Origin of the sequence: Robinsoniella peoriensis (genome assembly GCF_000797495.1) — a bacterium.
Lineage (GTDB): Bacteria > Bacillota > Clostridia > Lachnospirales > Lachnospiraceae > Robinsoniella > Robinsoniella peoriensis.
In genome coordinates, this window is the sequence record NZ_JTGN01000002.1 from 417,336 (window position 1) to 435,923 (window position 18,588).

Annotated in this window: 16 protein-coding genes; 13 read left to right on the top strand and 3 right to left on the bottom strand. The window is 41.4% G+C overall.

The features are described from left to right. The first annotated feature begins 60 nt into the window (after positions 1-60). The 5 genes from QR40_RS05680 (at position 61) to QR40_RS05700 (ending at position 6,535) form a co-directional block, all read left to right on the top strand. Positions 61-1,020, top strand: coding sequence for a DNA-directed RNA polymerase subunit alpha (locus QR40_RS05680; RefSeq protein WP_027296205.1), 960 nt, complete (start codon positions 61-63; stop codon positions 1,018-1,020). 142 nt (positions 1,021-1,162) lie between these two features. Next, positions 1,163-1,699: a bL17 family ribosomal protein gene (locus QR40_RS05685; RefSeq protein WP_027296206.1), complete on the top strand. Its 537-nt coding sequence runs from the start codon at positions 1,163-1,165 to the stop codon at positions 1,697-1,699. Between the two features lie 82 nt (positions 1,700-1,781). Continuing rightward, positions 1,782-2,801: a LacI family DNA-binding transcriptional regulator gene (locus tag QR40_RS05690; protein ID WP_330373666.1), complete on the top strand. Its 1,020-nt coding sequence runs from the start codon at positions 1,782-1,784 to the stop codon at positions 2,799-2,801. 304 nt (positions 2,802-3,105) lie between these two features. After that, entirely contained in the window at positions 3,106-5,049 is a 1,944-nt protein-coding gene (locus tag QR40_RS05695) for a PTS sucrose transporter subunit IIABC (RefSeq protein ID WP_044293846.1), read from the top strand. Positions 5,050-5,074: 25 nt separating this feature from the next. After that, positions 5,075-6,535, top strand: a complete 1,461-nt coding sequence (locus QR40_RS05700; RefSeq protein WP_044293848.1) for a glycoside hydrolase family 32 protein — start codon at positions 5,075-5,077, stop codon at positions 6,533-6,535. Between the two features lie 440 nt (positions 6,536-6,975). Here the strand turns inward: QR40_RS05700 and QR40_RS05710 are convergent, their stop codons facing one another. Both QR40_RS05710 and QR40_RS05715 read right to left on the bottom strand, forming a co-directional pair. Continuing rightward, positions 6,976-7,455, bottom strand: coding sequence for a DUF2178 domain-containing protein (locus tag QR40_RS05710; protein WP_027296211.1), 480 nt, complete (start codon positions 7,453-7,455; stop codon positions 6,976-6,978). Beyond that, positions 7,449-7,661 carry a helix-turn-helix transcriptional regulator gene (locus QR40_RS05715; protein ID WP_027296212.1) on the bottom strand — a complete coding sequence of 71 codons (213 nt, stop codon included), beginning with the start codon at positions 7,659-7,661 and terminating at the stop codon, positions 7,449-7,451. Before QR40_RS05715 ends, QR40_RS05710 begins: the two co-directional genes overlap by 7 nt. Positions 7,662-8,078: 417 nt before the next feature. On the opposite strand from QR40_RS05715, the gene QR40_RS29530 reads away from it, so the two are divergent. Continuing rightward, a complete protein-coding gene (locus QR40_RS29530) occupies positions 8,079-9,395 on the top strand; it encodes a C39 family peptidase (RefSeq protein ID WP_052430712.1) in 1,317 nt (438 codons plus the stop codon). Positions 9,396-9,475: 80 nt separating this feature from the next. Continuing rightward, entirely contained in the window at positions 9,476-10,558 is a 1,083-nt protein-coding gene (locus tag QR40_RS29535; protein WP_052430713.1) for a C39 family peptidase, read from the top strand. 288 nt (positions 10,559-10,846) lie between these two features. Here the strand turns inward: QR40_RS29535 and QR40_RS05730 are convergent, their stop codons facing one another. Then, positions 10,847-12,124, bottom strand: a complete 1,278-nt coding sequence (locus QR40_RS05730; protein WP_044293851.1) for a dihydroorotase — start codon at positions 12,122-12,124, stop codon at positions 10,847-10,849. A 292-nt stretch (positions 12,125-12,416) separates the two neighbouring features. Between QR40_RS05730 and QR40_RS05735 the strand changes: the two genes are divergently transcribed. The 6 genes from QR40_RS05735 (at position 12,417) to aroD (ending at position 18,359) form a co-directional block, all read left to right on the top strand. Then, on the top strand, positions 12,417-13,331 hold the full coding sequence (locus QR40_RS05735) for a beta/alpha barrel domain-containing protein (protein WP_044293853.1): 915 nt from the start codon (positions 12,417-12,419) through the stop codon (positions 13,329-13,331). 60 nt (positions 13,332-13,391) lie between these two features. Continuing rightward, entirely contained in the window at positions 13,392-14,354 is a 963-nt protein-coding gene (gene iolN, locus QR40_RS05740; RefSeq protein WP_027296215.1) for a 3-dehydro-scyllo-inosose hydrolase, read from the top strand. A 161-nt stretch (positions 14,355-14,515) separates the two neighbouring features. After that, the gene (locus tag QR40_RS05745) at positions 14,516-15,550 is read left to right on the top strand and encodes a zinc-dependent alcohol dehydrogenase (RefSeq protein WP_044293855.1); all 1,035 of its coding nucleotides are present in this window, start codon (positions 14,516-14,518) and stop codon (positions 15,548-15,550) included. A gap of 79 nt (positions 15,551-15,629) precedes the next feature. Then, a complete protein-coding gene (locus tag QR40_RS05750; RefSeq protein ID WP_027296217.1) occupies positions 15,630-16,673 on the top strand; it encodes a zinc-dependent alcohol dehydrogenase in 1,044 nt (347 codons plus the stop codon). Positions 16,674-16,691: 18 nt separating this feature from the next. After that, positions 16,692-17,495: a sugar phosphate isomerase/epimerase family protein gene (locus tag QR40_RS05755; protein WP_044293857.1), complete on the top strand. Its 804-nt coding sequence runs from the start codon at positions 16,692-16,694 to the stop codon at positions 17,493-17,495. A 96-nt stretch (positions 17,496-17,591) separates the two neighbouring features. Then, positions 17,592-18,359 (top strand): type I 3-dehydroquinate dehydratase, encoded by a 768-nt coding sequence (gene aroD, locus QR40_RS05760; protein WP_044293859.1) that lies wholly within the window; start codon positions 17,592-17,594, stop codon positions 18,357-18,359. Positions 18,360-18,588: the final 229 nt, after the last annotated feature.

Sequence of the window (18,588 nt, forward strand, 5' to 3'; positions counted from 1 at the left end):
TCCTTAAAGTGATTTCGTCACCCTCAAAAAAATGATAACCCAAAAGGAGGGGCTTTTATAGTGTTCGATTTTAATAAACCAAAAATTGAGATAGCTGAGATATCAGACGATAAGACCTACGGAAGATTTGTTGTGGAACCTTTAGAGAGAGGTTACGGAACGACGCTTGGTAATTCTCTTAGAAGAATCATGCTTTCCTCATTACCGGGAGCTGCAGTAAGCCAGGTGAAGATTGAAGGCGTGTTACATGAATTCAGCTCGATTCCAGGTGTAAAAGAAGATGTCACTGAGATCATTATGAACATCAAATCACTGGCGATTCAGAACAACAGTGAGACGAATGAAGCTAAGGTTGCATACATCGAATTTGAAGGCGAAGGCGTGGTAACAGCTGCTGATATTCAGGCAGACCAGGACATTGAGATTCTCAATCCTGACTTAGTCATCGCAACTTTAAATGGTGGTGCAGACAGCAAATTATACATGGAACTTACCATTACAAAAGGCAGAGGATATGTAAGTGCTGATAAGGGTAAAAACGATGATATGCCGATTGGTGTAATTGCAGTGGATTCTATTTACACTCCGGTAGAACGTGTTAACCTGACTGTTCAGAATACACGTGTAGGCCAGATTACCGATTACGATAAACTGACATTAGACGTATATACGAACGGAACATTAGCTCCTGATGAAGCAGTCAGCCTTGCAGCGAAAGTCTTAAGTGAGCATTTAAGCTTATTCATTGACTTATCAGAAAATGCGAAATCCGCAGAAGTAATGATTGAAAAAGAAGACAATGAAAAAGAGAAAGTGTTAGAAATGAACATTGACGAATTAGAGCTGTCTGTTCGTTCTTACAACTGCTTAAAGAGAGCCGGTATCAATACCGTAGAAGAATTGTGTAACAGGACTTCGGAAGATATGATGAAGGTTCGTAACTTAGGACGTAAGTCTTTAGAAGAAGTATTAGGAAAATTGAAAGAACTTGGATTACAGTTGAACCCAAGCGACGAATAGTTGCTGGTGAATACTTCCCGAACTAGCTTCGGGAAGGTACCTGTGCCAGGCGATAATAATAAAAACATTATGGACAAGAAAGCATTTATGAAGTAAGCCCGAAGAGCATTCTTAAATGTTCCACATATGGAGGAAATATAAAATGGCAGGTTATAGAAAACTTGGAAGAACTTCCAGTCAGAGAAAAGCATTGATCAGAAATCAGGTTACCGCTTTACTCCACAATGGTAAGATCGTTACAACAGAAACCAAAGCAAAAGAAATCCGCAAAGTTGCAGAAGGCTTAATTGCTATGGCTGTTAGAGAAAGAGACAACTTTGAAACTGTTACAGTTACTGCTAAAGTAGCTCGTAAAGACAAAGATGGCAAAAGAGTGAAAGAAGTTGTAGATGGTAAGAAAGTTACTGTTTATGATGAAGTTCAAAAAGAAATTAAAAAAGACAATGCTTCCAGACTTCATGCCAGAAGACAGATGTTAAAAGTACTTTATCCTGTAAAGGAAGTACCGAAGGAAGCAGCTGGTAAGAAAGCAAATGCAAAACAGGTTGATTTAGTAGATAAATTATTTACCGAAATCGCTCCTAAATATGCAGACCGTAACGGTGGTTATACAAGAATCGTAAAGATTGGCCTTCGTAAAGGTGATGCAGCTATGGAAGTTCTGTTAGAGCTTGTATAAGAGCAGTAGACTCCCGCTAGATTTTTAGCGGGAGCTTTTTTACAGTTGTTATGAAATCGATACCTCAAAATAAATAATTGTTATAAGGAAGGTAGAAAACATTATGAATATCAGCGAAATAGCGGAATTAGCAGGGGTTTCCAGAGCTACGGTTTCCAGGTATTTTAATAATGGCTACATAAGTGACGAGAAAAGGGAAAAGATCCGTGATGTAATAGAGAGGACTGGTTATGTACCATCGATGTCCGCTCAGGCTCTTCGTACCAAGAAGTCCAGGCTGATCGGTGTTATCGTGCCAAAGATCAGTTCTGAGTCAATCAGCAATATGGTAAATGGAATCAGCCAGATACTTACAAAAAACGGTTATCATATATTGCTTGGCAATACAGAAAACAATTTACAGAAGGAACTGGAATATATCAATGTCTTTCGTAACAACCATGTGGATGGTATTGTGTTCATTGCTACAGTATTTACGAAGAAGCATATTGAAGAATTAAAATCTCTGGATGCACCGGTTGTGATATTGGGACAGGAACTGGAAGGGTATTGCAGTGTCTTTCATGATGATTATCACGCAGCAAGGGATTTGACAGAGAGTATGATACAGGCAGGCTGCCGTAATATCGGTTATCTGGGAGTTACCGAAAAGGATCGTGCGGTAGGTGTGAATCGTAAAGAAGGCTTTTTGAATGCGCTTAAGGCGTCAGGCGGAGACGTGGATAGGAAAGCCATGCGTGTATGCGAGTTTAATGCAGAATCCGGCTACCGGCAGATGAGACAGCTCCTGGAAGAGAAGCCGGATCTGGATGGAGTGGTGTGCGTTACCGATAGTATTGCACTTGGCGCTATTGAATGTATTAAGGAAAAAGGACTGCGCATACCGGAAGATATATCCGTCGTGGGCATGGGTGACAGCCAGTTTTCAAAAGTTATTACGCCAAAACTGACCACAGCCAGATATTTTTATGAACAGAGCGGACAGGAAGCAGCCGAAATGCTGGTAAATCTTATTGATGCAAAAGAAACCCATGTAAAAAAGCTTAAACTGGGCTATGAAATTATTCAAAGGAATTCTGTAAGAAAAAAAGAAGATCAGTAATAAAGGAAATAATAAATATAGCAAGAAATAAACCATTAATAAAGATAAAAAATGCCGCATATTGGGATCTGCCAGTTGCGGTATCTTTTTTGAATGTCTGGTCTGCAGGCTATTAGTAAATTTATACAAAAACAATCCCTGAAATTTAGCTTAGTTTCATAATTTACAATTCGGAGAAAAGCGTGTAAAATACAATTAAAGAAATGGGATCGATACCATATAATATTTCTCATAATTATAGGGAATATTATATGGTAATAATTCAACATTATGTGAGATCGATAACATATGAAGGAGGAGAAAAATGGATTACAGAAAAGTGGCACGGGAGATTTATGAGCAGATCGGCGGCAAAGAGAATTTAATCTCAGCAGCCCATTGTGCAACAAGACTTCGTCTTGTTATATCCGATAATGGAAAAGCGGATAAGGAAAAGGTAGAAAATATAGACGGGGTGAAAGGAGTCTTTTTCGCCCAGGGGCAGATGCAGATTATCCTGGGTACGGGTGTGGTGAATAAAGTCTATGATGAATTTATTCAAATTGCAGATATCTCAGAAAGCAGTAAAGAAGAATTAAAGCAGGCTGCAGCATCAAAGGCGAATCCATTGCAGAGACTGATTAAAACTCTGGGTGATATCTTTGTTCCAATTATCCCGGCTATTGTAGCCAGCGGCTTTTTAATGGGAATCATGGAAGCTTTAAACTTTATGGTTGCCAATGGATTCCTGGATATTAATACTTCCGGTTCCATCTATGTCTTTGCAAAAATCTTCAGTAATACGGCATATACATTTTTACCGATTCTCATTGCATACAGTGCAGGTAAAGTATTTGGTGCCAATCCGTTTTTGTCCGCAGTAATCGGTATGATCATGATCCATCCGGATCTGCAGAATGCCTGGTCAGTGGCAACCGAAGGAGTGCAGGCTACACAGAGTGTCTGGTTTGGACTATACAGTGTAGATATGGTAGGATACCAGGGACATGTCATTCCTGTAATTATATCCGTATGGGTTCTTGCACAGATTGAAAAAAGGCTTCATAAAATTGTGCCTGCCATGTTGGATCTGTTTGTTACGCCGTTAGTCAGCGTATTTGTCACCGGATATTTAACACTTTCTATCATAGGTCCGGTTTTTGTAACTGTTGAAAATGGACTTTTAGATGGTGTCCAGTGGCTGATTGCCCTGCCACTTGGTATTGGCAGTTTTATCATGGGCGGCGCCTATGCTACAACCGTAGTTGCCGGGGTACATCACATGTATACCATCATAGATCTGGGACAGATTGCAAAATTTGGAATGACCTTCTGGCTGCCTCTTGCCTCGGCAGCAAATATGGCACAGGGTGGAGCAACACTGGCTGTGGCAATTAAGACAAAGGACCTGAAAATAAAAGCAATGGCCGTTCCGTCTGCATTAAGTGCATTTATGGGCATTACAGAGCCGGCGATTTTTGGTGTAAACCTTCGCTTTGTTAAGCCCTTTATCATGGCATCCATAGGGGGTGCATGCGGTGCCCTCTATGCATCTGTGGTTGGACTTGGAGCCACAGGGACAGGAGTAACCGGGATCTTTGGTATTCTGCTTTGTCTGAACCAGCCGGCACATTACCTGATCATGATGCTGATCTCAGCGGGTACGGCATTTGTACTTACGTGGCTATTTGGTTATAAGAATCAGGTTAAAGAAGTGGAAAGTGTAAATCAAATAAAAGTTAACAGGGAAAATCAAAAAGAAGTTAACAGTGAAAATCAGATAGAAGAGGGTGAGAAAATCCTACCGGAAGCAACTGACAATAAAACTGTTTTCAGTCCGTTGAAAGGTAACGTCATTCCCATATCCGAAGTAAAGGATGAAACATTTGCTTCGGAAATGTTGGGCAAAGGAGTTGGAATTTTGCCTTATGCAGATCGGGTGGTTGCACCTTTTGATGGAACAGTCACCACATTTTTTGAAACGAAACATGCCATAGGGCTTACCAATCAGGACGGTCTGGAAATTTTAATCCATGTTGGGATAGATACGGTGAATCTGAAAGGAGAACACTTTAAAGCATATACGAAAGAAGATGCAGCGGTGAAGAGGGGTGACCTGCTTCTGGAGTTCGACAAAAAATGTATCGAGGAAGCCGGATACGATACAACTACAATGGTGATTGTCACAAATACCGATGACTATGAAAGTGTAAATTGTAAAACCGGGCAGCCGGCAGAAGAACAGGATGTAATTATTGAGATTTGCTAATTTAAGATATCAGAGGAGCGGTATTATGAATGCGATGAACAGAGATTTGATGAAGCTTGTGGCGGAGAAGGAGCAGAATGCCTGGAAGAAATGGGATGAGGATCATTGGCGCCCTGGATTTCATCTGATGCCGGTAACCGGATGGCTGAATGATCCCAATGGCCTTTGTTTTTATAAAGGAGACTATCACGTTTTTTTTCAATATTCTCCCTTTGATGAAAATGGCGGAGTAAAGTTCTGGGGACATTATAAAAGTAAGAATCTGACGGAGTGGAAGTATCTGGGAGCCGCCCTCTATGCAGATCAGCCTTATGACTGTCATGGAGTCTATTCAGGATCGGCATATATAGAAGATGATACGATGTATTTGTACTATACCGGCAACGTGAAACATTTAGGCGATTATGACTATGTAAATAATGGAAGAGAATCCAATACTGTGCTGGCAGTCAGTAAAGACGGATTGCACTTTGAAAATAAGAACTGTATTATGACAAATAAGAACTATCCACCCGATTGTACCTGCCATGTAAGGGATCCGAAAGTCTGGCGTGAGCATGATCGTTATTATATGGTACAGGGAGCCAGAAGGCAGGGATCTGCGCCGGGAAACGATTTTGGGGAAGTACTGGTCTTTGAATCAGTAGATAAAGTAAACTGGCAGATACGGGATCGGATAACCAGTGAGTTACCATTTGGATATATGTGGGAATGCCCCGATTATTTTCCATTGGATGGGATGAATATTCTTGCTGTCTGCCCTCAGGGTGTAGAGTCAGAGGGAATCAGGTACCAGAATCTTTATCAATGCGGTTATTTTGCGGCAGATAAAAAGATCACGTCACGGTGCAGGCTGGGGGATTTTACGGAGCTGGACTTTGGCTTTGATTTTTACGCGCCCCAGACATTTCAGGATGAAAAAGGGCGCCGGGTTATGATCGGCTGGGCAGGTATGCCGGATGCAGATTATGAAAATCCTACGGCACAGAAAGAAAACTGGCAGCATTGTCTGAGTGTACCACGGGTACTGGAATGGAAAAACGGACAGATTTACCAACGGCCTGCAGAGGAATTGCAAATGCTCCGTCAGGAAAAAATAACGGGAGAAATAGCAGGCAGTTATGTGAAAAAAGATCTATCAATGTATGAATTGGAGCTTTTTGTAACCGGGGGTTTTGAAATACGGATTGCAGAAGATCTGTCCATCAGCTATGATCCGGTCAGCAGGAAGGTAGTTCTAAGTTTACATGGCAGACTGGCTGCCGGGAGAACCTTAAGAGCAGTGCTTGTGGATAAAATGGAAAAGATACACTTACTTGTGGATAACTCAATACTGGAGATCTTTATAAATGAAGGTGAAAAAGTAATGACTACGAGATTTTATCCCAATGAAAGCGTGCATGAAATGATGATAAAAGCAGACAATGGAAAATTCAATTTATGGAGGCTGAATAAAATGGAATTCCAGAAGGGCTCCATATATTGATAGATATTGACACAATTGAAATGAAAATTTTTAAGCAGTCGAAAAAGATAATATAGTAAATGGAGTATAATCAAGGTATACGAACGGCAATAATCCTTCGTATACCTTTTTGGATAGAATTCTTCCGCATATACAGCTGCCTTTACCCAATTCAAAGAGACCTGCGCAGCAGTACCTTTGACAATGATTTTTTCCAAGACTTAATCCTGCAGACGGTACGTGGGGAAATAATCAGAAAAAAAGCTGCTGTGAAAATAAGTCCCGTTCCTAAGCCTGAGATAAAGTGGGAAAGTTCTTCCGGAAAAAATGTGAAATTTACCATACGTATCAGATTAGAGGTGAGAATAAACATAGATCCGATAATGAGTAATTTTATTTTTGGGTTTTCATTCATCATTTCAATCACCTGCCTATTATACTTTTACAGTTAAAAATGACTGTTAATATTTATGCTGGTAATAAAACTTCGTTATTGCAAGCAGAAGCATGAATGCCATGGCTGTACAGAGCAGTGTTTTAAAGATAACCAGGTTAAAGAAACTGGAAATTAACATCGCCAGATATATCAGTATAAGAAGTATAAGCAACGCTGAGTGGACTGCTTTCTGGGCAATTGCCTGGTTGCGTTCATCCTGCTCCTTCAGTCTTGCAGTATGAACTTTTTTCTTATCCTTTAAGGTAAACCGGATTTTGACGATTAACAGGATTCCGCCCAAAATCAACCCGGTGCCCATACCGCAGTACAGTCCTTTAGAATAGTCAGAAAGATAAGCATGATTTCCCGATGAGAAATAGAGTGAGCATAGAATCGTTATTATGCCAAGGGCGATCATAATAAAAAAGTAGGCAGTACGTTTTTTCAGGATGTTGGTAAATTCCTGATCATTTGCAGCAGTAGGTGCTAAGGTTTTCATTAACATATATTTTCCTCCTCCAGATCAAAAATAAAAATATCTTCAATAGTTAATTGAAAGTACTGGGCAATCTTGTGAGCCAGAACCAAAGATGATTTGTATTTCCCATTTTCCAGGGAAATTATGGTCTGACGTGTGACATCCACCGCATCAGCCAGTTCGCTTTGTGTGATTCGTCTTTCTTTTCTAAGTATCTGAATTCGATTTTGCAACCATCCACTTCCTTTCCGAGCAATTTATAATTATACTCCGCTGTATTTAGATTTGTATTTGTAGATAGCAGATCCAATTCTATGCTTAAATGTATAGTTAACTTTACAATTAAAGTATAGTGCGCTTTACATTAAATGTCAAGTGTATTTTACTTTTTGGATTATTATTTCTAAGTTTACCGTGTGTGTTGGGTTTCGGTGAGAAAGGGAAGCAGTGTGCGGGCAATCATCCCCACTTACCCGTCACCCAGACACTTGTTTTGCAAATTCGGTTAAATACGACTAAATTCTGCATGCAGGGGCATAAATAAAGGAAAAGGTATGATAGAAAAAGAATATTTCGGGAATAGTGGCTTGCAAAAACACGGAAGGCATTATAAAATAGAGAGATGTAAATGAGAATAGGAGAATCTGCCGATGAAGAAGAAATGGGCTGCCTGCGCAGTGATCCTGGTAGTGATGGCTGTAAGTTTTCCCATCAGTGCCAAATCTCTGGGAGAGAATAAGCAGGATAGTACGGACCAGATTCTAAATGGCCTTAAAGACAAGGCAAAAGACAATCTGGACTGGCTGGACCTAAACCAGTGGATGAAACAAAACTCAGAAGATAATGAACTGCAGACAGAATCTCTGACAGAGACACAGACAGAGTCACAGACACAGATACAGACAGAAAATCAGATACAGACAAAAAAACAGACAGACGAGAAACCTAGTGAAGAAAACGAAGTACAAAAGATAAAAGCCAGTGATATACCTCCATTGGATCTGAACAGACATTTAATAAAAAATGAAGTGACAGAAGATTATTATGTAGATATCAAAGGGAGACGTGCAAAAAATATGTGGGTACTGCAGGGAGATGAAGAAGTCTTTCTGGGAGCAGACGGAAACGCGATAAAAGAGTTGTCCGAAGGCTGGTACGAGATAGATAAAAAGTGGTATTACTACACGGATGAGGGCATTTTGAAGACCGGCTGGTTTACGGTGGACGGAAAAAAATACTATGTGAATAAAACTACACAGCAGAGGCTTAGCGGCTGGTATGTTATAGATGATAAGACATATTATTTTGATCCTGAAACGGGGGTAATGGCAATGAATCAGTGGGTTGGTGAAAAATATGTGGGTCCGGAAGGGACGGTTACTAAAAAATTGCCGTCAAGCGCTACGATCACGATGAAGAATATTCTTCAAAAACCGGAGCTTCCTACGGGATGTGAATCCGTGGCATTGGCAATGGTTTTAAAATTTTACGATTTTCCGGTGAAGAAAACAACGATTGCGGACCAGTACCTGGATTATAGTTCTGACAATTTTGTTTCTTCTTTTGTCGGTAATCCAAGATCAGGAAACGGTGCGGGATGCTATGCGCCGGCAATTACAAAGGCGGCGAATAAGTACCTGGAGGAAAAGGAATCTCAGCTGCGGGCGGAAGATATATCGGAAACCCCATTGGAAGATCTCTATCCGTATATTGAGTCAGGCCAGCCGGTACTGGTATGGAATACCATGTATATGCAGCAGCCTGAATTCACTGGTGCCACGTATACGGAAAATGGAAAGACCTACCGATGGTACAGGAAAGAGCATTGTGTGGTTCTGTGCGGTTATGATAAAGAGAAGGGAACCGTTACCGTAAATGATCCGTTAGAAGGTATCATAGAACGTAATGCCGAGGACTTCGAAGCGATATATGATCTGACCGGTCAGATGGCGGTTTTGATACAATAACAATACTGTAATTGCACTTATAATTGAGTCAAAAGGAAGATACAATGAGAGAAAGATAAATAGAATAGGGGAAGATACAAATGAAAAAGAAACCGGCAATGATTACGCTGCTGATACTGTTCCTGTTATTATGCCTGCCGGTCACGGCAGATGCGAGATGGAAGAAGACATCTCAGGGAACGTACCGCTACTATGATGCAAACGGTAAATTGTTGAAAAACCGCTGGATTGGGAATTATTATGTGGATAAAAAAGGAAATCGTGTCACGGACCAGTGGATTGACAAAGGAAGCAAACTGTACTTTGTTGGACGGGATGGAAAGTGGATTCCAAACTTTAAGGGTGGATGGCAGCAGATTAAAGGGAAGTGGTATTATTATAAAAAATCAGGTGTTACCAAAAAAGGCTGGTTTACGGTAAAAGGAAATACGTATTATGCAAATAAGAAAACCGGTGTTCGCTATACAGGATGGCATACTATTAGCGGAAAGAAATATTATTTTAATACCAAAACCGGCATTATGGCAGCGAAGAAGTGGGTTGGAGACAACTATGTTAATGCAAAGGGAATTGTGACAAAGACCAGGGCTTCCTCTTATGAGCTAAGTATGGATGCAATCCTGCAAAATCCGGAGCTTCCTACCGGATGTGAATCCGTTGCGCTGACAAACGTATTAAACTATTATAAATTTCCACTGAAAAAGACGACCATTGCGGACAATTATCTGGAATACAGTTCCTATAATTTTGTCTCAGCGTATATTGGAAATCCAAGATCCTGGGATGGGGCAGGGTGTTATGCGCCCGCCATTACCAATGCAGCAAATAAATTTCTAAGAGAGAAGCGTTCGGGACTGACTGCTACAGACCTGACGGGAACTTCATTTACAAAGCTGTACAAATATGTAGAAGCAGGTAATCCCGTAATTGTGTGGAACACCATGTATATGATGCAGCCGGTATATACTGATTTGACATATTATGAAAATGGCAGGGCTTACCGATGGTATGGCAGGGAACATTGTGTTGTATTATGTGGATATGATAAAGAAAAAGGAACAGTTTTAATTAATGATCCTTTAGATGGAATTGTAGTCAGAAATGCGGAGGATTTTGAAAGTCTGTACAATCAGATGGGTAAAATGGCGGTTCTGATACGATAAAAAAGTGGCATAAGCTAGTTAAAAGCAAGTTTCAAACATGCTTTAGACTGGCTTATGCCTCTTTTTTGAGGGCAGGACAACCCTCTGACTGTTTTCTTCTCTGTTTACTTGCGGAGGTAAATAGAGAGAATAGCAGTTATTAAAAGAACAGAGGTTTATGTATTAAATACCCAAAGCTTTCGCTTGAGTATTTATCGGTATCCTCTACCGATGAACTTATTATATCCGAATTTAATATATAAGTCTAATTGAAAAATATAGGTAAATCCATAGATAAAAACTATGATACTACAAATCGCTATAGACAATCCTTCCGTCACAAATGGTGTGTCTTACCTTTCCTTTTACATCCCATCCATGGAATGGTGTATTTCGTCCTTTTGAGACAAAAGTATTTTTATCAATCTTATAAGCGTGGGAAGGATCAATGATGACGATATCCGCAGTCTTCCCTTTCTGCAGGCTGCCTTTATCGATTCCAAGGATACGTGCAGGGGCGGTACTCATGCGTTCGGCCATCATCATGGGAGTAAGATAACCCGGTTCAACCAGTCGGGTGATTGTCAGGGCAACGGCTGTCTCCAGACCCACGATACCAAAAGCAGCTTTACGCCAGTCCTTGTCCTTTTCATGTGCAGCGTGGGGAGCATGGTCTGTGGAAATGGTATCAATCGTTCCATCAGCCAGTCCTTTAATTAATGCGTTCACATCTTCTTTGGAACGAAGGGGAGGAGCCATTTTATAGTTGGTATCATCAGGGGGAATGTCCCCGCTGGTCAATGTAAAATGATGGGGGCAAACTTCAGCTGTTACGTTGATGCCTCTATCTTTTCCCTGGCGAACAAGGTCAACGGAACCTTTTGTAGAACAGTGGCAGATATGAAGTCGGGCTCCGGTTTCAGCAGCAAGCTGAATATCGCGTTCTATAATGCGGTCTTCCACTTCATTGGGGATTCCCGGAAGGCCGTATTTTCTGGATGTCTCACATTCATTCATAACCCCTTTACCTTTCAGGTCAGCATCTTCACAATGATCCAGAACAGGAAGATTGAACTTGGCAGCAGTTCGTAAGCCCTCCTGATACAGTGCTGCATCCATGACGGTTTTTCCATCTTCACTCAGTGCTGCCGCACCGCATGCAGCCATTGAAGCAATGTCTGCTAATTCTTCACCCTGCATTCCCTTTGTAACGGCACCAGCCTGGAGGACATGAATAGGAGAAAGTCTTGCGGCTTTTTCATATATGGAAGAGATCTTTTCGCCGCTGTCAATGACGGGAAGTGTATTTGCCATTGCAACAATTGTTGTAAAACCTCCTTTGGCAGCAGCCATAGAACCCGTTTCAATATTCTCTTTATATTCCAGTCCGGGATCCCGTAAATGGACATGCAGGTCAATCAGTCCAGGCATGACAAAACACCCGCTTGCATCTAAGATTTCATCTGAGTCCTCGCAAATATTCTCAGCTACCTTAAGGATTTTATCATCTTCAACTAAAATATCAGCTATCTCATCTTTTTTACTGGAGGGATCAATCACTCGTCCATTTTTTATTAATAAGCGCATAAAGGCTCCTTTCAAGATTGCGCCCTGTTTCCATATGGAGCAGGGTTGTTGTTTCTGGTTTTTATTATCGTATCATAGAAAATAATGAAATGTAAAGGGGGAAAAGGAATTAGGGTAACTTGCAAATAATACATAGATAAAAACTATGAATTTGCAGATATTTTTCAATTGGACTTATGGATTGACTGGCAGTATAATGACATCATCAGATAGGGAATAAAGAAGTGGAATTGAGAGTCAGCAGGAAATAAATAGGTAAATTTCCAAATGACAGTAAGAGAGGAAGAGACGGATGGGATTTCCAGAAAAAGTAACACTGTGCGAAGTTGTCACCAGAGACGGATTTCAAACAGCTCCTAAGATATATTCGGTGGAGGAAAAGGTGAAAATTATTGAAGCTGTAGTGGATGCAGGTGTGAAATGCGTGGAAGTAGGTGCATTTTCAACGTATGAGACGATGTACAAAATGAAAGATACAGATAAGGTATTTCAACAGCTTCATAAAAAACAAGGTGTAGAATACAGAGCGTTGGTTTATCTGCCGGATGATGTAAAAAGGGCGGCAGACTGCGGATGCAGAAAGATCAAACTGAATGTCTCTGCAAGTACAAAGCATAACCAGGATGGAGCAGGACGTTCACCTCTTGAATCCATGAGGAGCTTTGCAAAATCAGGAGATATTGCAAGAGATCATCGGATGGGATTCGCCGGGTCTATTTCGCTGCCATTTGCATCCCAGTGGGAAGGAGAAATACCACTTGATTTTATTATAGAGATTGTAAAGGCATTCGAAGATGCCGGAGCTGCTCAGGTATCACTCTCCGATTCAGCAGGACTAGGGAATCCGGAACTGGTTTACCGCAGAGTGATGGAGCTGAGAAAGGCATTTCCGAAAATGGACTGGATGCTTCACATGCATAATACCAGAGGGATGGGACTTGCGAATATGGTGGCAGCTATGGCGGCAGGGATTGACAAAATTGACACTTCGCTGGCTGGTTTGGGCGGATGTCCGTACATAAAAGGTGCTACCGGAAATATTTCAACGGAAGATGCCCTGTTTATGCTAAACGGCATGGGGGTGGAAACCGGGATTGACTTCCATAAAATTATGGATGCAGGGAAATATGTAACCGACCTGGTGGAAAACAGAGGAACAGACAGCTACCAGCAGCGTTTGCGGGCATTGGCAGAGTCCGTATCTTAAATATGAAAATAGTGGATAAGCCATTATATATAAGAACACACAATTAAAGGAGGAAATATTATGTCAGATTGGAGTTTTCCAAACAAAGGTTATATGGAGTCGGCAGACAAGATGTATTATCAGACAATGAACAAAAGGGATGTAGAGGAAAGATTGGAGAAGGATGATATTGTAATTATCCCGGTTGGCTCTACAGAGAATCATGGTAATTCCGGACCCATCGGCGAAGATACGTTTATCGTAAGCCGTATTGCAGAAATGGTAGCAAAAAAGACTGGATGTACAGTTGCTGAACCGGTATGGTATGGTTCCCATCCATTTCACCATATTGGACAGCCGTGCACTATCCCGCTTCCGGATGATATTTTTATTGCACAGTTAAGGGCGATTATCACCGGATTTTGGAATACCGGATTTCGGAAACAGATTTTCATCAGTATGCACGGGCAGGAATATTCTCTTCCGGTAGCATTACAGGAATGGGGCAAAAAATATCAGGTTCCGGCAATGCTGTATTTTGTGGATCTGCCGCGTGTTATGGGGCAGACATTGATGGATAAGGAACACGGAGGACCCTATAACCGTCCGTTCCAGCATGCATGTGAAGCAGAGCAGAGTATTTCACTTGCACTCTTCCCGGAACTTTGTAATATGGAGGATGCAGAAGATACCGATGTACATGGTATTTTACCGGCAGGACACGTAGACCGGGGCGGAGATATTTATGGAAATCCAATCCCCGGACACTGTGTGGTTGGTAATGCAGGTATTGAGTGTGTAACAGCTCCCCAGGGGGTATTAGGCCATGCAACGGAAGCAGATCCCGAAAAGGCAAAAGCATCTATTAATAAAGTCTGTGATTATCTGGTAAAATTACATGATGATATTTTAACAGCGTGCCCTCCGGGTGTTTTGCCGCCTGCTTCTTATATGAGCCAGAGAGATCCGGAAGAAATCGAGAAATTATTAAAGGGGCCTACACATGGAGGAAAGCATATCTATACACTGGCCTGGCCAACGTAAGAGGATGCCGGCATATCCACCCTGCAAACTGGACCGCACTTCTTAACATAAGCATTTCTCAGGAATGCTCCAGAGCTGTTTGAAGAATTATCAAACACGTCTGGTATGCCGGTTTACGGGACAAAGAAAATAATGAATAGAAAGGAAGCCACGTAAAAGCGATGAAAGCATTAGTATATAAAGGACCGGGGATATTGGAACTGGAAGAACGTCCTGTTCCTGTTCCCGGCAAAGGAGAAGTTTTAATAAAAATCAAAAAGGTTTCTATATGCGGTTCTGATCTGGGGGCATACCGTGTTGCTTCAGACCGGTTTCGGGCACCTCTTGTATTAGGCCATGAATTTTCCGGAGATATAGAAGAACTTGGAGAAGGTGTAACAAATCTAACCAAAGCGCAGAGAGTAACGGTTAATCCAATGGTGTTGTGCAATGACTGCTTCTTTTGTGAAAGAGGAGAAGGAAATCTCTGTGGTAATCGAAAGAGTATGGGGACTGCAATTGGCGGGATCCAGACACATGGAGCAATGGAAGAGTATGTAGCAGTACCGGAGTGGATGGTTGTTCCTATTGCAGATAATGTATCCTATGAAGCAGCAGCAATGCTGGAACCATGTGGCGTAACACTTGCCTGTGCGAAAAAAGGATTTACAGAGGATGAAAAAAATACAGTAGTAATAGGGGCAGGCCCCATTGGTTTACTTATAGTAAAATTTCTAAAAGCATTGGGTGTTCCAAATGTAATTGTCTCTGACATTTTAGATACACGTTTGGAGAAAGCAAAAGAATGTGGTGCAAATCAGATTATTAATGCTGGTAATCAAAATGTGGAAGAAATGGTGAAGAAATATACCGATGGATATGGTGCGGACAGAGTTATTATTGCAGCAGGCGTCGGTGCATCTATTAATCAGTCATTCCAACTAGTACGAAATGGGGGAACAATTGTGCTAGTGGCGCTGATGCATGAGCATGTAGAAATTGATCCAATGGAAATTGTAGGCAGAGGATTAAAATTCCTTGGCAGCTATATGTTTACAACAGAAATGGCAGAAGCAGCTCAGATGCTGGCAGATAAGAAGCTGGAGGTAGAAGATCTGATTACATCCTGCTATGATCTGGCAGATGGGAAAAAAGCATTTGATGTTTTAAATGATCTGCACAATACGGAGATTAAGGTTCAGATTTCAATTTCTTAAAATAGTAGGTATGCGGTGTCTGTTTAAAAATACTGACAGACACTGCATATGGGGAATAGCAAAAAGGAGAGGGTTCATTATGAAAGCATATGTATATACTGCACCATTTACCATAGAAGAACAGGAAAGACCGATTCCGGTGCCGGATAAAAACCAGGTTCGAATAAAAGTCAAAGCAGTGTCTATCTGCGGATCAGATACAGGGGGTTTTAAAGGGACGTCTGCGATGAGGCAGGCACCGTTAGTAATGGGGCATGAATTCTCAGGAGTTGTGGATGCTTATGGGGAAGGCGTGGAGCATCCTGCCATAGCGTTAGGCGGCAGGGTAGTGGTTTATCCAAATATTCCATGTGGAGAATGTCCGGATTGTAAGGCTGGGCTGCCAAATCTGTGTGAAAATCGTTTTATTCCAGGAACTACAATGCCTGCTGGCAGCTATGACGGAGCCATGGCAGAGTATGTAGTGGTTCCGGCAGATAAATTAATCGAACTTCCGGATAAGATTAGTTTCGAGGAGGGTTCCATGTTTGAACCAACTTCTGTTGCACTCCGCGGTGCGAAAATGCTGAAGGATGTTAAAGGGAAGACGGTAACTGTTTTTGGAGCCGGTCCCATCGGACTGTTGTGTGTAGAGTGCCTTAAATATCTGGGAGCCAGTGAGATTATTTCCATAGATATTAACAGCGAAAGACTGGAAGTAGCCAGAGAATGCGGCGCTTCCCATACCATTAATTCCATGGAAGAAGATCCGGTAGCAAAAGTGATGGAGCTAACCGGAGGCAATGGAGCGTATGCAGGCATGGATGCGGTGGGTATAGCTGTCAGTCTAAATACCAGTATGAAGATGGTAAGAAATGGCGGAGAAGTATCCATGGTTGGAATGGGTGTTGAAAGAATGGATGGATTTGAGTATAAGTACGCAGTTGCCCATGAAATGAAATTATATGGCAGCTATTGCTATGTAGACGAACTCTATGAAATCGTAGATTTGCTGATGGAAAATAAGATTAATCTGAAAGCGTTAATTACATCAGAAGTTCCCATGAGTGAAGTGCAAAATAAAATGATGGAACTTACAAGCGGGAAATCCAAAGATGTAAAAGTTATTTTGAAAAATGATTGAGAGCCTTGAGGTGAAACCATGAAAATGAGAATCAGCCATTTTGGATTTACAGAAGAAGCAGATAAAATAGCGAAAGCCGGTTATGATGCAATCGAATTACATATCAAAGAAATTATGTCCTTTGATGATGCTGAATTTGAAACGGCAAAGAAAAGAATAAAGGACAGCGGACTGGCTAGTGAAATTTTTGATAATCCGCTTCCACTGGATGTGGTAATTGCAGAGGATACCTTTGACTTTCAATATTATAATGAGTATCTAAAGAAAGCTGTATTTAGGACGTCTCAAATGGGGGCTCGTTACTTTGTGTATGGAAACGGCCGTACCAGAAGCCTTCCGGAAGGTGAAAAAAGAAAAGAAGCAGTGAAAAAAAACCGGGAATTACTGAGAAATCTGTGTGATACTGCAGCAAAAGAGAACATTACGATTATGTTAGAGCCATTGCATAGTTCTATTTGTAATTCAGTGGTAAGCATTCCGGAAGCATTTGCATATGCAAAGGAGCTGGGGTGCCCGAATTTAAAAACGTTACTGGATTTTCGCTGGTTTGCAGCCGGCGGACATCCATATTCCATCATAGAAGAATATGCGGACTTCATAAAGCACGTGCATGTGGATAATCCCATTCATGCATTTCCGGAGAGAAGAGTTCCAATGCTGGAAGATGGATTTGATTATAGTCTCTTATTCGAGACATTAAAAAAGATATGCTACAAGGGTATGATTTCCTATGAGGCTAACACATTTGACAATTATGAAAAGGATTTGAAAAAAGGATTAGAATTGTTAGAAAGCTTTGGGATTTACACTTACGGCAGATAAAAAGAATAGCAGGAGGAAGTTTGAAAGGAAAGCACTTTCAAACTACTTATTAAGGCAGTATCGCAGGCAGGCCTGCGATATGCAGGAGGTATAAGTATGAGTAGAGTATTGGACGTTAGAGGTATGAAGCTGGGGGCAGGAATTCCTAAAATATGTGTCCCGTTAACAGGTAGAGATGTGAAGACGCTGCTGGAAGAAATTCATTTGGCAAAGGCCGCAAGTGCGGATATGGTCGAGTGGAGAGTAGATTATTTTGATGCTTCCGAAGATCTGGAGAAAGTAAAAGAGGCATTGCGGGAAATACGTCTTTCCCTTGGAGACATTCCGCTGCTGTTTACATTCCGCACGGCAGAAGAGGGCGGGGAAAAAGCAATTTCACCGGAGAATTATGAGAAAATGAACAAAGAGGCAGCAGCCGCCAACGAGATAGATTTTGTGGATGTGGAACTATTCAGGGGTGAGGAGATCTGTAAAAATGTGATTGAATCTGCTCATCAAAGTAATACAAAAGTAATTGTTTCCAGTCATGAGTTCCAAAGTACTCCGGATCAGGATACGATCCTGGAACGCCTAAAAAAAATGAGAGCAATTGGTGCGGATGTCCCTAAAATAGCCGTTATGCCAAATACATCTGCGGATGTTATTACTCTGCTCGCTGCAACAGATGATTATATACAGAAATATGCAGACTGTCCGGTTATTACAATGTCTATGAAGTGGATGGGATCAGTCAGCAGAATCGCAGGAGAGTTCTTTGGTTCAGCATTGACGTTTGGTTCGGCCAGGCGGGCGTCGGCGCCGGGGCAGCTTGCAGTGGATGAGCTGAGAACCGTTTTGAAGATTTTACATGGTTCTAATATTTAAGTTATTATATACCGGAACAGGAAGGATAAACATCCTCCTGCTCCGGTAATTTTCTGTTCATAAAGCAGCTAATCCGATTCTCAGCATAATTTCTGTTCATAAAGCAGCTAATCCGATTCTCAGCATAATTTCTGTTCATAAAACAGCTAATCCGATTCTCAGCATAATTTCTGTTCATAAAGCAGCTAATCCGATTCTTAGTATAATCAGAATTTAAAGTTTATTATTG